Source organism: Pirellulimonas nuda (genome assembly GCF_007750855.1).
Taxonomy (GTDB): domain Bacteria; phylum Planctomycetota; class Planctomycetia; order Pirellulales; family Lacipirellulaceae; genus Pirellulimonas; species Pirellulimonas nuda.
In genome coordinates, this window is record NZ_CP036291.1 from 1873355 (window position 1) to 1887236 (window position 13882).

Consider the following 13882-nt stretch of genomic DNA (forward strand, 5'->3'; position numbering starts at 1 on the left):
CGCACGCAGCGAGCATGACCCCTCTTTCCCCACACCGCCGCGTTAAGCAGCGATCGGCCGGGCGCGTGCCCGGGTTCGAGAGGTGTGAGGACCGTCTGGCGCTCGACGGAACGGCGGCGGCGTTTCAGCCCGCCGACGCCTGGCTCTCGCTGGACCTGTCCGCGGCCCCTCCGGTGGTCGTTGTGAATGCGTCTGAGATCAGAGACGACGGCTTTGTCCGACTGTCATGGGACTCCACCTTCGTGCAAGGATTCGGGGACCGTGGGTTTTCGGGGTCGGTGGCTGTCGATGGGAGTACCGAGTACGACATCGGCGATACGCTACTCCCGCCGGAGTCGCTGGGGACAGCAATGTCTCCCGATCCGCCATCGGCCAGCGACACGGGCATCGAGCGGATCCCCGTGCCACCTTGGTCGATCCCGGTTGTGGGGGTTGAGGCGCCGAGAATCGATTCTGGCCTGGTCGACCTGAACTTTGCTGCTAGCCCGACGGCATTGCGGCTAGAGACACAGGCAGAGGGGGTCCGGCAATCGGCCCAGCTCGCTGCGGCCGGGCTCCCCACCGAGGCGCCCGCCGGGCTCGAACCGGACGGTCCGACGCGTGAGACCATCGCCCCGCGTGCGGCCATCTTCGAGGTCGCCGCGGCCGACCCGTCTTTCGGCGGGCTTCGGGGGGTCCGACCGCCAAAGCCGTCGGAGGAAACGAGCGCCGCTACGCCGAACCTTGATCCGCAGCCTGCCCCTACGCCCGCCAACATCGAGACGGTCGCAGCGACGGCTTCGCCGGCCGCCAGCCCCTTGCTCGCATCGCTAGCGGAGTCCTTGTCGGACCCCTACGACGACGCTGCATCCGTAGACCCGGCCGCCGCGGACGCTGCGCTAGCGGAGTTGGCGGCTGATGCGTCGTCGTCCGGCGCGGAGCCCGCAGATACGCCACAGGCGGCGCCCCTGGTGGGGAGCGATTCCCGCCGCACGGAGGCCATCTCGTTAGCGATGGCCGCCCTGTTGGTGGTCGGTCGGCATGCGGGTCGCAAGCGGCCTCGGACCGAACGTCGGCGAGAAACCCCCGCCTTGGAGTGGCCTGGTGGCTGCGGAAGGCCGCAGGGGTCGGATTCGGCGTGACAAACGCGGCGGCCGATCGGCCCAACTAGGAAGCGGAGTCCGTTTCGGCGGTCGCATCGCTTGCTCAGTCAGCCATCGCAGCCAGCCACCCGCGGAGTCGCGTCGTGCCATCACCCTATCGAGTTAAGAGAAAAGCTCCGAAGCGGCGAGAGAAGCTGCGGATCGAGCAGCTCGAGGCCCGCTGCGTGATGGACGGCGCCGGCTTCGTTCCGGCCCCAGCGTTTGGCTCCACCGTGCTGCTTGATAGCGCCGTGGAAGCCGATTTCGCGGGGATCGATGGTAGCCACCTTCTTTCCATAGCGCCGTACAACTTGCAGGCCGTTCAGCCGAAGCCCTACCAGATCGACCCGAACGACGACCGGGCCTACATCGACGCCGGGACCGGTGTTCAATCGCTCGACCCGCTGGCCAACGATCACCTGCTGTCCGAGACGGCGCTCTCTCCGCGGATCGACTCCTTTGCGGCGCCCGACTACGTCGGCCAGATCACCCTGTCGGCAGATGGCAGGCGGTTGCTCTTTGAGCCAGCAGAGAACTACCAAGGCGCCTTTAGCCTGACCTACACCGTCCGCTACGGAGACGGTGAAGACGACACCGTCAGCGGCAGCTTCCAGGTTCAGGTGGCGCCGCAGTTCTTGGCCGTAGAGAACTGGTTCGCGGTCGCGGCCGGGTCCGTCGAGCCGACGCGGCTCGACGTGCTCGCCAACGACCCGCTCCTCAAGCCGTTTGCCTATGCGCGTGAGTCGCACTACCGCGAGACGAATCAAGAAGTCGCACTCAATGTCGTCGGCGCCTCACAGGGGAGCGCAGGGGGAAGCATCTCCATCTCGTCAGACGGCAAGTCGGTTGAATACCTGCCGGCCGAGGGTTTTGTCGGCGACGAGACGTTCACGTACACCGCCGAGGCGACGGGTGGTTCACGGCAAACGGCGACGGTCACGGTCCATGTCGCCGAACCAGTGGCGGACCCAGCGGGCGTGTCGCGGTTCGCAAGCGAGGGCGAGTTTCAGCAGTTTGTCATCGACCGCGCGGTCGCCCAGTACGCCAGCCAGTTCGGCCGATATCACTCGGACTACTTGGCGTACCCCTACCTCTGGAACGGGTCGGCGCAACTTAGCGATATCGTTCTCTACGACGCCGCAATGACGCGGGTCGCCAGCACGAACAGCGGGCTTGATCGCTCCGAGACGAACGTGCAGGTCGCAGGAGTGGACGAGGCCGATATCGTCGAGACCGACGGCCGGTACCTCTACACGTTCTCCGACGGTCAACTGGCGATTGTGGACCTGGTAGACCCCGCGGCGCCGCGGCTGGTCTCGCTGACCGAGTTCGATTCCCAGTTCAATGCCATGTACCTGCTTGGGGACCGGGTCACCCTGCTGCGTACCGGCAGTCCGTACGCCTCGGCCGAGGTGGTTGTGCTGGATGTCAGCGATCGCGGGGCGCCGAGCGTCGTCCAGCGGACCGAGATCGACGGCGTCATCGCGGATTCGCGGGCGATTGGCGACCGCATCCACCTGGTCGTCAATCGGTCGTTCAAGCTGCCGCCGCTGGAGCGGGTGCTCATCTCGGAAGGGGCCGCAGCGGAGCCGGCCGGCGCAACGCAGCTGTTGCATCCTATGCAGCTTGTGCTAACGGATGCGTACTTCTCGCCAATCTACCAAGGGTCGCCGAGCGTTTGGCGGAATGAGACGCTGGAGGAGTACGTCGATCGCGTCCGCGACTCGATCGCCCAGACGACGCTCCCGTCGTTCCGCACGTTCGGCGCCGACGGGGAGTTGGTCGCCTCGGGGCTGTTGACCGACCCGTCGGCGGTTCACAAGCCGCTCGCGGGCGCCAAGGCGATCGTTTCACTAGTGACGCTAGACGTCGGCGACGACGCGCCGGGCCCGGTCGCTCCGGCTACCAGCTTCGTCGCAGACACGAACACAGAAGTCTACGTTTCGGCCGACTCGGCCTACTTGTTTAGCTACGACGCCGTCGCCGACGAGACGACCATCTACAAGCTGACGCTGGCGGAAGACGGCTCGGCGCCGCTCGCGGCGACCGGCGTGGTTGCCGGCAGGCTGCTGAATCAGTTCTCTGCGGACGAGCACGACGGGATGCTGCGCGTCGTCACCACCGCGACGGTCACCCAGAAGTCCATGACCGGTTGGGGCGGCTGGCGGATGCAGACCCGCCAGGAAAACAATCTGCTTGTGCTGGGACAGCGTGGGAATCGGCTGGGCGTGGTAGGTGAAGTCACAAACCTGGCCCCCGGCGAGACGCTTAAGTCGGTCCGCTTCATGGGCGAGCGGGCGTACGTGGTCACGTTCCGCGTGACCGACCCGCTGTTCTCCATCGACTTAAGCGATCCGGTCATGCCGGAGGTGCGGGGCGTGCTCGTCATCCCCGGCTTCTCCGACTACCTGCACCCCGTCGGCGAGGACTACCTCATCGGCATCGGACGCAACGCGACAAATGTCTCCGGCTCGGGGGCGCCGTTGCAGTTGACGCTGTTTAATGTGGCCGACCTGGATCATCCTTTCGTCGTGGCGCAGATTAACTTGGACCATCGGATGGGGTCGGCCTCCGAAGCCTGGATCGATCATCACGCGGTCGCCTATTTCGCCCAGAGCGGCGTGCTGGCTGTCCCGGTTTCCTGGACCGAGAAGATCAACAGCGGCGGCGTCTGGAAGATGTTCAACCATTCGGCTGTCGAAACCTTCCACGTCGCCTTTGACGACGCAGGGGGGGCGACCCTCGAGCAGACCGGCGCCATCGTGCACGACCAGGCGACGCCGACGAACTCGTGGGTCGTCAAGGACGCGGCTTCTGCCCCGCGCCGAGCGGTGCGGATTGGGGAGTCGCTGATCACCGTATCGAACAACGCCGTCTATGTTCACAACCTGAACAGCCCCGACGAGCAGCTTGGCGAGATCTACATCGGACGGCCGGCGTGGAACGACTCCTTCACCCTTGTGGAAGATTCTGGCGCCAACCCCCTCGACGTGCTCGCGAACGACCGGCCTGGCGCCGACGGGCAGGTGCTCTCGATCGACTCGGTGACGCAGCCCGCCAGCGGGGGCGTCGTGGCGATTGCCGGCGACGGCAGATCGCTCGTCTTCACGCCGGCGGACGATTTCACCGGCCAGGCAACCTTCTCCTACACCGTGCTGGACGCCGTCCGCGGCCAGCAAACGGCCAGCGTCTCGGTCTACGTGCAGAACACGCCGGACGCCCCAACGGCTGTCGACGACGCGATCCGCGTGGCGGCCGGCGCCGGCGCTACCGTCTTGCAGCTCCGCCAGAACGACGTGAATGTCGACCCTGATTTCTCTGGCTGGGGGTACTTCGTCGATGACAGCCAGTACGCGCTCGGCATCGCTACGATCGACATTTGCTATTGCGGGATCTATCCCGCGTTGCCCGTCCAGCAGGTGAGCGGCCTGAAGATCACGAGTGTCGGGCCCACAAGTCACGACGGTCGCGTGAGCATCGACCTATCTGGCAGAGTTGTCTACACCCCTGCGCCCGGCTTCGAGGGGGTCGAGACGTTCACCTACACCGTGATGAACTCCTCTGGCCTGAGCAGCACGGCGACGGTGACGATGACGGTCGGCGATCCGCCGGCCGACGGGCCACAGTTCTTCCTTACGCCTCAGCGATCGCGCGGCTGCGCGGCCCCCGTCGAGGCGTTTGCGGCGGTCTCAGAAGGGCCGCTTCGTTTCATGCGGCTCGACGAGGCGCTCGGTCCCGAAGCTTTCGGCCACAGCAAGCCCGTTGGGGGCTCGACGACACAATCGCAAGAAGCCGCCGAGGGACCTTCTGTTGACCAGGCGGACGATTTTCGTATGGCCCACGACCGGGCATTCGCCTCGCTCGGCTCCGACCTGACCACCTTCCTCCCGGGCAGCCGCGGGCGGAGCCGATTGTAGGGGGGGGGCCCGTCTGCCGGGCTTCGCGGTCGGCGCTCTACCCAGCGCTTGGCAGCCAGGGGCGCCGGCAGGCGGGGTCCGCCCTACGCGTGAGACTCGGCCAGCCGCGCCTTCTTCTCTGCCCGCAGGTTCAGCATCTCTACCCCCAGCGAGAACGCCATCGCGAAGTAGATGTATCCGCGAGGGATGTGGGTGTGCAGGCTCTCGGCCACCAGCACCACGCCGATCAGGATCAGGAACGCCAACGCCAACATCTTCACGCTGGGGTTCTCATTGACGAACCGTGCGATCGGGCCGCTAAAGATCAGCATCACGGCGATCGCCAGCAGCACGGCGGTGCTCATGATGGTCAGGGGGACCCAGAACGCGGAGTAGTCCTCCGGCCGAACCATTCCGACGGCCGTAAGCACGCTGTCGATCGAGAACACTAGATCGATCAACACGATCTGGGCGAGCACGCTCGACAGGCTGGCGTAGGCCTTCTTCTCTTTGCTGCGCCCGTGGCCGTCGACCTGGTGGCCTATCTCCCAGGTCGCCTTGCCGATGAGGAAAAGCCCGCCGAGCAGCAGCACAAGGTCCTTGACGGTGATGGGCGTGCCGTGCTCTAGGTCGATTAGCGGTTCATCTTCATCCGTCTCGGTGCTGGATTCGGGTTCGGGCGCCGGTCCGTGCGCTCCGGCGGAGGACTGCTCTACCGAGAACGGCAGTGTGAACAGCACCGTCTTGTCGAGCGTGATGACCCACGTGATCGCCATCAGCAGGCCGATCCGGCCCACCGCGGCCAGCAGCAGCCCCAGCGTCCGCGCTTTGGGTTGCTGCTCGGGCGGCAGTTTTCCGGTGAGGATCGCCAGGAAGACGATGTTGTCGATGCCCAGCACGATCTCCAGGATCGTGAGCGTCAGCATGGCGATCAGGGCGCCGGGAGCGAGCAGTTCGGCCATCAAATCGATCCTGGAACGTCGGGGCTTGGAGAAACAGCACGGCGAAGCAAACGCCGTACCGCCAGGGTTCTAACGCCCGACCCCGGTGAGCGGCAAGGCCGCGAACGTTTCGACCACCGGGTGGCCATGCCCCGGCTCGACCGCTGCATTGCCGGGCCGCACCACCAGCGCTGTCTGCATGCCGGCCGTGCTGGCAGCGTCGAGCTCGGCGACAATGTCACTGAGGAACAGCACGCCCGCCGCCGGCAGGCCCCAATCGGCGGCGATCTGGGCGTAGCTCGCGGCCTCGCGTTTCGGGCCGGTGGTGGTGTCGTAGTGCCCGCTGAGCTGCGGCAGCAGATCGCCCGCTTCGCTGTGCCCAAAGAACAGCCGTTGGGCGTGGATGCTGCCCGAGGAGTAGACCCGCACATCGACGCCCGCGGCCCGCCACGCCGCCAGGGCAGGGGGGACGTCCGGAAAAACGTGGGCCCGCAGCTCGCCCGACTCGAAACCCGACTGCCAGACCAGGCCCTGGAGTTGCTTGAGGCCGGTCGCTTTGACGTCGGCGTCCATCAGCCGGATTGCTTCGTCCAGCACCAGCCGCTGTGGGTCGCTGCCCGACGCGTGCCGCCACGCGTCCAGGGAGGCGTGGCCAGCGTCGCGGGCGACCTGTTCGGCCGCTTCGGCGAGCGACTCGCTGCCCCAGTTTGTGTCCAGATAGCCCTGCATCCCCTGGCGTGCGTAGGGGAACATCACGTCGTAGACGTAGGCCACCGCGGAGGTTGTCCCCTCGACATCAAGCAGCACGCCTTGAACTAAGTGCATTCTCTGATTCTCTATGAAGCCGGCGAGCGGCAGCCGACGTACCAGTGGGTCACCGCAATAGCGAGCGCGTCGGCTACGTCCGCCGGTTCGGGGAGGCTCCGTAGTCCCAGCTCGCGCTGGATGGCGAGCTGCATCTGCGACTTGGGCGCCCGGCCGCTGCCGGTGAGCGTCTTCTTGATCTGAGTCGCCGCGTAGTGCGTGACCGGCAGCCCCGCACGCACCGCCGCCAGCACGATCACGCCCCGCGCGTGCCCCATCAAGATGGCGGTCCGCGGGCGTTCGTAGTGCGAGTACAGCTCTTCAATCCCCAGCGATTCGGGCTTGAGCGACTCAATCACGTCGGCCACACCGGCGTAGATCTCACCGACGCGGTGCGCCAACGACTTGCCGGCCCCGCCGCGTACGATGCCCGCCTCCACCAGCCGCACCCGCGCGGCGGAGGCGTCGATCACGCCGTAGCCGGTGGTGTTCAGGCCGGGGTCGATGCCGAGGATACGCATTCGATTGGGGGCCGGTGGACGGTAAGGAGATAACCACGAAGGACGCGGGACGATCTTCACTTAAGCGAGAGCCAACCGCGGCTCACGACCGTGTCCACTCCGTCCCCCCGGCGCGGTCTTCCAGCACCACGCCGATCGCCGCGAGGCGGTCGCGCACCGCGTCGGAGGTCGCAAAGTCCTTGTTCTTGCGGGCGGTCTGACGCAGCTCGATCAGCAGCGCCATTACGCCATCGAGCGAGCCGTCCACCCCGCCGGTCCACTCCGTGCCGCCGGCGCGGTCTTCCAGCACGATGCCTGTCGGGGCCAGGCCGTCGCGCACCTGATCGGCGATCGCGAAGTTCTTTGCCTTGCGGGCCTCGGCGCGGAGGTCGATGACGATGTGCATCGCTTGGTCGAGCAGGTCGTCGGCCCCTTGGGCGGCAGGGGGCTGCTGAAAGATGCCGAGGATGTTACCCAACTCCTTGATGGTCGTCATCAGCAACTCGAGCGAGGCCAGCGATGCAGCGTCCCCCAATCCCTTTCCCTCCAGATCGTGCGTCTCGCAGTACTTGTTGGCGATCTTCGCCAGCTCGAACAACTCCGCCACCGCGCCGCCGGTGTTGAAGTCGTCGTCCATCGCGGCGAGGAACTTCTCGCGGCACTTCTCGGCCGCTTCGAGCGCGGGGTCGACCCCCTGGGAGATCCGGCTGGCGCCGCGGCTGGTGGGGGCGGTCAGTGCGTAGAAATCCGCCTTCGATGCACGCTCGAACCGCTTAAACAGCCGGTAGAAGGTCTCTAGCCCCACGGCCGCTTCCTCGATGGCCGGCTCGCTGAACATCACCGTGCTGCGGTAGTGGGTGCGGAGCAAGAAGAAGCGGATCCGCTCGCCCCCCTGACGGGCGATCAGGTCGGCCAAGCCGCCGGCGCCCGAGCTGCGGCTCATCTTGCCGCCGCTCTCGTTGCTTGTGGACGGGGCCGCCGGCTCTGCCCCCGCTGCTTGGCCTTCGCGTTCGGCGCGTCCGCCGATCTTGCCGGCGCCGGCGTCCTTGCGCAGCAGCCCGTTGTGGGCCCAGTACTTGGCCATCGGTTTGCCGTGGCAGCACTCACTCTGGGCGATCTCGTTCTCGTGGTGCGGGAACACTAGGTCGAGTCCGCCGCCGTGGATGTCGAACGTCTCGCCCAGCAGCTTCTTGCTCATCGCGGAGCACTCGATGTGCCAGCCCGGGCGCCCGGCGCCCCAGGGGCTCTCCCAGCTCGGCTCGCCCGGCTTGGCGCTCTTCCAGAGGGCAAAGTCGGCGGCGCTGCGCTTACGCGCCGCCTGCCCGCCGCCGTCGCCCTGCAGCGCGTCGACCGACCGGTTCGATAGCTTGCCGTACTCACGGTCCTTGGCGACGTCGAAATAGACGTCCCCCTCCGACGCGTAGGCGAAGCCCTCGTCGACCAGCTTCTTGACCAGCGCGATAATCTCCGGCATGCACTCGGTGGCCCGCGGGAAGTGGTCGATTTGATCGACGCCGAGCGCCGCGAGGTTCGACTCGTAGTCGGCGATGTTCTCCTCGGCCACCTCGAGCATCGTGATGCCGCGCTCGTTGGCTTTGTTGATCAGCTTGTCGTCGACGTCGGTAATATTGACGACCCAGTTCACGTCGTACCCGCTGTACACCAAAAACCGCTTGATGCAGTCGAAGATCACCGGCCCGACCATGTGCCCGATGTGGGCCTGACCGTAGACCGTGGGGCCGCACAAGTAGATCCCGACCTTGCCGGGGCGGACGGTTTCAAAGGGTTCTTTCCGCTTGGCGAGGGTGTTGTAGATCTGGATCGGGGCCATGGCAGCGTCTGGCTAGCGAGGAAGGAATGCGGGTCGGGATGAACGCGACAGCGTAAGGGGTTTCGGGCGGTCTTGGGAAGATCGGTCGCCACCGCTGGCGAGCCCCGGCCGCGGTGAGGTACCATCAGGACCTGCGCCACGCGGAATCAAAACCGCCGATGGACGCAGATAAACGCCGATGTGACGACCCGCGGCTTCCAAATTATCCGCGATTTCCTGCACCCTTCGGCGTTTGCAGCCGTCGCTTTTGTCATTCTCATTTTGCTCACCACGGTCTGGCCCATGAAGGCGCTCCAACTCACCGAGTACCGCCGCCTGGAGATGATCGAGGCGCCCACGCCCGAAATCGCCGCGGACGAGGCCCTGATCCGCGTCTCTGCCTGCGGCGTTTGCGGCAGCGACGTGCACGGCTACGACGGCAGCACCGGCCGCCGGAGGCCGCCGCTGGTGATGGGGCACGAGGCCGCGGGCGTGGTCGAGCGGATTGGCGCCGCGGTTGACGGGCTGGCCGCGGGCGACCGTGTGACGTTCGACTCCACGATCTCCTGCGGCGAGTGCGGCTACTGCCGCGGGGGCCAGATCAACCTGTGCGACAACCGCCAGGTGCTGGGCGTGTCGTGCGAGGACTACCGCCGGCACGGCGCCTTTGCGGAGTTCGTGGCCGTGCCGCAGCGGGTCTTGTACAAGCTCCCCAGCGAGCTGCCGATGGAGCACGCGGCCCTGATCGAGGCGGTCTCGGTGGCCGTGCACGCCGTCGCCCGCACCCCGTTGCAGGACGAGGCCGCCACGGTAGTGGTCGGCGCCGGCATGATCGGCCTGCTGGTGGTTCAGGCCCTGCGAGTGGCGGGCGCCGGGCAGATCATCGCGGTCGATATCGACGCCGACCGGCTTGCGCTCGCCCAGAAGTTCGGGGCGACACACACCATCCTGAGCCGCGACAGAAGCCCTGTGGACGAGGTCCTGAGCCTCACCGCCGGCCGCGGCGCGGACGCCTCGTTCGAGGTGGTCGGCGCTACGCCCACCTTCAACACCGCGGTCAACTGCGTCCGCAAAGGTGGCACGGTCACGCTCGTGGGCAACGTATCGCCCAACGTCGAGGCGCCGCTGCAAGCGATCGTCACCCGCGAGCTCACCCTGTACGGCTCCTGCGCCTCGTCCGGCGAGTACCCCCGCTGCATCGAGCTGATGGCTTCTGGTCAGATCGACGTGGCCCCGCTGATCAGCGCCTGCGTGCCGCTGGAAGAAGGCCCCGCCTGGTTCGAGCGTTTGTACGCCCGTGAACCCGGCCTGATGAAAGTCGTCCTGAAGCCCTAGCACCAATTGGGAACCGCCGATAAACGCAGATCAACGCCGGTACTCTCGGGTATGAATCGGCGTTCATCCGCGTCCATCGGCGGTTTCGTCTCCGTCCGTCTCTGTGTCCTCCGTGGCTCTGTGGTTAACCCAATGAACGATGATTTTAGCCTATCCGGGAAAGTAGCAGTGGTGACCGGCGCCAGCCGAGGGCTCGGCCAAGAGTTCGGCCGCGCGTTGGCCCGCGCCGGGGCCGACCTGATCGTCACCAGCCGCGACGCGGCCGATCTCGCCTCGTTTTGCGAGGAGATCGCCGCCCTGGGCCGCCGCACCCATCCGCTGGCGCTCGACGTGCGCAGCCAAGAGAGCATCGCCGGGTTCGGCCCCGCCGCCATTGAGGCGTTCGGCCAGGTAGACATCCTGGTGAACAACGCGGGCTGCAACGTCCGCAAACCGGCCGTCGAGGTGACCTGGGACGACTGGAACTTGGTGCTAGAGACCAACCTCCGCGGCACGTTCTTTGTCAGTCAGGCGCTGGCGCCTCACATGATCGGGCGCCGCTACGGCCGCGTCATCAACATCGGCTCGGTCACCAGCGTGTTCGGCTACGCCGGCCTCACCCCGTACTGCGCCAGCCGCGGCGGCGTGAAGCAGCTCACCATGAGCCTGGCGGACGACTGGGGCCCCCACGGCGTGACGGTCAACTGCCTGGCGCCCGGCTGGTTCAAGACCCAGCAGAACCGCGTGCTGTACGAGAACGAGGCGTGGGTAGAGTACCTCAAGGAACGCATCCCGCTCAAACGGCCGGGTCAACCGGGCGACCTGGCGGGGGCGATCGTGTTCCTCGCGTCCGACGCCAGCCGCTACATGACCGGCCAAACGATGCTGATCGACGGCGGGATAACGACGGGGTCGACGAAGGCGACGGTGTAGCGTCACACTCGCGCGGAAAAAACTCACTCAGGCATACTTCACGAGCGTAGTTGTGTAAGAAAGCGGCCGTGGATCCCGAGGGAATCCGCCCACGGTCAGACCAAAGCACATCAGCTTGATGCTGTGATTCGAAGAGAGTTGGGAGACGCGGATGTCTCGCTCCATGTGGCGACCGCGCGCACCCCAGCACGCGACGACCAGCTTTGATTTGTTCGCCGACTTGATTAAGTGCTGATCGTTTCGAGGCCCGAACGGATGTTGGTGCATCCGCATCAAATCCGGCGAGCTCTCCCGCAAAGCAAAGAGATTTAGTACTTGGATAGCTTCACAGGAGTGGCGCCGGGCAAACCCCATGCACTTTCGTATCGTGTGATCATTGACAGTCTCGTTAGCCTTGGAGGGGTTGAGCCCGATGAATGTCATTTGATCGCCGTTACCCCAACGACGCCAAAGACGGTATCGATAGCATCTGTCCTGGCTAATGTCGTCACCACTGTCCGTGGTCGGCGGCTGAATGTGTTTCATCACTACGAAGGTCTAGAAGCAAGTCAGGCCAACTCTTTCTCGACGTCTCCCATCCTTCTCGACCAGCCTACGTCGCCCGCCAATCGTCAAGACTCAGGCCCGAAATCCACTCGAAGTGCCTCGTGTTGCTCGTCGCCAACGTCAATCCGTGCGCCATGGCGGTCGCCGCAATCAGGAGATCGGCGTCGCCACGTGGTCGGCCGGACCGCCGCGCATCTGCCCAAAGCACCGCGGCTCTATGGAAGACCTCGTGACTGACCGGCTTCACGTCGCAGTGGTTCACGAATGTGGCGAAGCGATCAATTTGCCGGCTAGCGTGCTTCTCAAGCAGGCCGCGTTGCACCTCAAACCAAGTAAACGCGGAGATCGTCAGTGCGGCGTGCTGCCCCAGGTAGTCCGCCACGCGGGATCGTACGCGCTGGTCCTTCTGTTTCAAGACCTCAGACAGGGTGTCGGTGTCGAGTAAAGTTGGGGCCATCAGAAACCGGTGTCGACTTCCCGGGAACCGCGATACCGCTCCAGGATCGACCGTTCAATGCCCGCGACCTCTTCGTCCGAGAGGCCATCAAACACGTCGAGCCAATCCGGAAGGTCTGGGTGCGGGTTCTCGTTGCCTCGGGCAGTCGTCGAGGCGCCGTTAAGTTGAGTCGGTTCGGCCTTGAATTCGACGACGCGCATCACGATCTGCTCACCAACAGAGAGCGGCCGCCCAATTGCAGTCTCATAGACCTGAAGCTCAGCGGCTGAGAGATCAACGACATTTCGGGTAATCGGATCCATACGGTGATTCTACGCCCGCCTTCTCGCTCTGGGAACTCAATTCCGACGCCTCACGGCTTCTTCGGCGGCGCGAACCGGATCTTCTCAACCAGCGCGTGCCGCTCGCCGTTTTCGATGTAGCCGCTGACCGCGTCGATGGCGCGGATCACGTACTCGTAGTGCAGGTCGTAGTCGGCGTCGATCTCGACTTCCTGGTCGCTGGCGGTGCCGGGGCCGCCGGCGTCGCCGACCGTCTCGCGGATCTGCTGGTGCACGCTCTGGAACGCGCCGGGGCCGGCGCCGAAGCTGCGTTCGCCCAGCGACACGCTCTTGAGGCTGCCGTCTTCGTTGGCCGTCATGCGGACCTTGAGCGTCGGGGTCTCTTCGGGCATCGCCGAGGTCTGGTTGGCGGCCAGCGGCATGCGGATGTTGAAGTCTCCCTCGGGCAAGATGATCTTGAACGTCATGATGAAGAACACCAGCAGTTGAAACACGATGTCGATCATCGGCGTCATCTGTAGCTCGATCTTCTCTTCGCGATCGGCGTGGCGGATCTTCATTCGCTAGCGGCCTGCGGCCACGGGGCTGGGGGTTGGGGGCTCGTTCGCCGCGGCGAACTGGCCGCCTGCGGCGACCGGGGCTGGGGGACGCGCAAGCGATTGAGTGAGGGTGTTGAGGGGCCAGCTTGCTATCACTTGCGGCGGACCGAGAGGCGCCATTGCGACTCGCTCCGTCACACCCTACTTGTCTTCGTCCGTCTCTGTGTTCTCAGTGTCTCTGTGGTGAACCGTCGTTACGGCCCGCCGAGCGTCGACTCGTCGGTCTGCTGGCCGCGGAGGGCGAAGTTGTCGAACTCGGTGTCTTGGCAGACCTTGATGATCTCTTGCACCTGGCCCGCCTTGGCGAGCTTGTCGGCGCGGATGATGACCGTCACGTCGCTCATCCGCTTGTCTGCGTAGGCGCGGATGATCTGCGCCTCCTTCCGCAGTGCGGTCTCCAGGGCGCTCAAGTCCATGTCGTCGCCGCCGAACAGGATCACGCCGTCTTCCACCATCTGGATGGTGAGCGGCTCTTCGTAGGCGGTGTCTGGCGGCTTGGCGAGCTGGCTTGCCGGGAGGTTGACGCGTTGGTCCTGCTCGACCTCCGAGAAGTTGATCAGCACCATGAAGAACGCGATCAGTTGGAACGTCATGTCGATCATGGGGGTCATATCCCCCTCGGCCATGTCCAGGCTGCTGCGTTTCTTGATTCGCATCGTGGGCGCCTAACGGCTGTCGGA

Annotated in this window: 13 protein-coding genes; 4 read left to right on the top strand and 9 right to left on the bottom strand. The window is 65.5% G+C overall.

The window, feature by feature from the left end:
- Nucleotides 1-14 precede the first annotated feature (14 nt).
- On the top strand, nt 15-1121 hold the full coding sequence (locus Pla175_RS07795; protein WP_145282856.1) for a hypothetical protein: 1107 nt from the start codon (nt 15-17) through the stop codon (nt 1119-1121).
- 104 nt (nt 1122-1225) lie between these two features.
- On the top strand, nt 1226-5038 hold the full coding sequence (locus Pla175_RS07800; RefSeq protein WP_145282858.1) for a beta-propeller domain-containing protein: 3813 nt from the start codon (nt 1226-1228) through the stop codon (nt 5036-5038).
- Nucleotides 5039-5121: 83 nt separating this feature from the next.
- On the opposite strand, the gene Pla175_RS07805 is transcribed toward Pla175_RS07800, so the two are convergent.
- The 4 genes from Pla175_RS07805 to cysS form a co-directional block, all read right to left on the bottom strand.
- The gene (locus Pla175_RS07805; RefSeq protein ID WP_197527338.1) at nt 5122-5979 is read right to left on the bottom strand and encodes a TerC family protein; all 858 of its coding nucleotides are present in this window, start codon (nt 5977-5979) and stop codon (nt 5122-5124) included.
- A gap of 69 nt (nt 5980-6048) precedes the next feature.
- Complete coding sequence (gene mtnC / locus Pla175_RS07810) at nt 6049-6783, bottom strand: acireductone synthase (protein ID WP_145282862.1); 735 nt, start codon at nt 6781-6783, stop codon at nt 6049-6051.
- 11 nt (nt 6784-6794) lie between these two features.
- Nucleotides 6795-7283 carry a crossover junction endodeoxyribonuclease RuvC gene (gene ruvC / locus Pla175_RS07815; protein ID WP_145282865.1) on the bottom strand — a complete coding sequence of 163 codons (489 nt, stop codon included), beginning with the start codon at nt 7281-7283 and terminating at the stop codon, nt 6795-6797.
- Between the two features lie 82 nt (nt 7284-7365).
- Nucleotides 7366-9093 carry a cysteine--tRNA ligase gene (gene cysS, locus Pla175_RS07820; RefSeq protein ID WP_197527339.1) on the bottom strand — a complete coding sequence of 576 codons (1728 nt, stop codon included), beginning with the start codon at nt 9091-9093 and terminating at the stop codon, nt 7366-7368.
- 282 nt (nt 9094-9375) lie between these two features.
- Between cysS and Pla175_RS07825 the strand changes: the two genes are divergently transcribed.
- Both Pla175_RS07825 and Pla175_RS07830 read left to right on the top strand, forming a co-directional pair.
- Nucleotides 9376-10407, top strand: a complete 1032-nt coding sequence (locus tag Pla175_RS07825) for a zinc-dependent alcohol dehydrogenase (protein WP_145282867.1) — start codon at nt 9376-9378, stop codon at nt 10405-10407.
- A 132-nt stretch (nt 10408-10539) separates the two neighbouring features.
- Nucleotides 10540-11319, top strand: coding sequence for an SDR family NAD(P)-dependent oxidoreductase (locus Pla175_RS07830; protein WP_145282869.1), 780 nt, complete (start codon nt 10540-10542; stop codon nt 11317-11319).
- A 27-nt stretch (nt 11320-11346) separates the two neighbouring features.
- On the opposite strand, the gene Pla175_RS27015 is transcribed toward Pla175_RS07830, so the two are convergent.
- The 5 genes from Pla175_RS27015 to Pla175_RS07855 all read right to left on the bottom strand — a co-directional run bounded on the left by Pla175_RS27015 (nt 11347) and on the right by Pla175_RS07855 (nt 13858).
- Nucleotides 11347-11844 carry a DUF1643 domain-containing protein gene (locus tag Pla175_RS27015; RefSeq protein ID WP_145282871.1) on the bottom strand — a complete coding sequence of 166 codons (498 nt, stop codon included), beginning with the start codon at nt 11842-11844 and terminating at the stop codon, nt 11347-11349.
- A 67-nt stretch (nt 11845-11911) separates the two neighbouring features.
- Nucleotides 11912-12322 carry a type II toxin-antitoxin system VapC family toxin gene (locus Pla175_RS07840; protein WP_145282874.1) on the bottom strand — a complete coding sequence of 137 codons (411 nt, stop codon included), beginning with the start codon at nt 12320-12322 and terminating at the stop codon, nt 11912-11914.
- Complete coding sequence (locus Pla175_RS07845) at nt 12322-12624, bottom strand: hypothetical protein (protein WP_145282876.1); 303 nt, start codon at nt 12622-12624, stop codon at nt 12322-12324. The genes Pla175_RS07840 and Pla175_RS07845 overlap by 1 nt, the downstream gene beginning before the upstream one ends.
- A 50-nt stretch (nt 12625-12674) precedes the next feature.
- Nucleotides 12675-13163, bottom strand: a complete 489-nt coding sequence (locus Pla175_RS07850) for an ExbD/TolR family protein (RefSeq protein WP_145282878.1) — start codon at nt 13161-13163, stop codon at nt 12675-12677.
- Between the two features lie 233 nt (nt 13164-13396).
- Nucleotides 13397-13858 (bottom strand): ExbD/TolR family protein, encoded by a 462-nt coding sequence (locus tag Pla175_RS07855; protein WP_145282880.1) that lies wholly within the window; start codon nt 13856-13858, stop codon nt 13397-13399.
- Between the last annotated feature and the right edge of the window lie 24 nt (nt 13859-13882).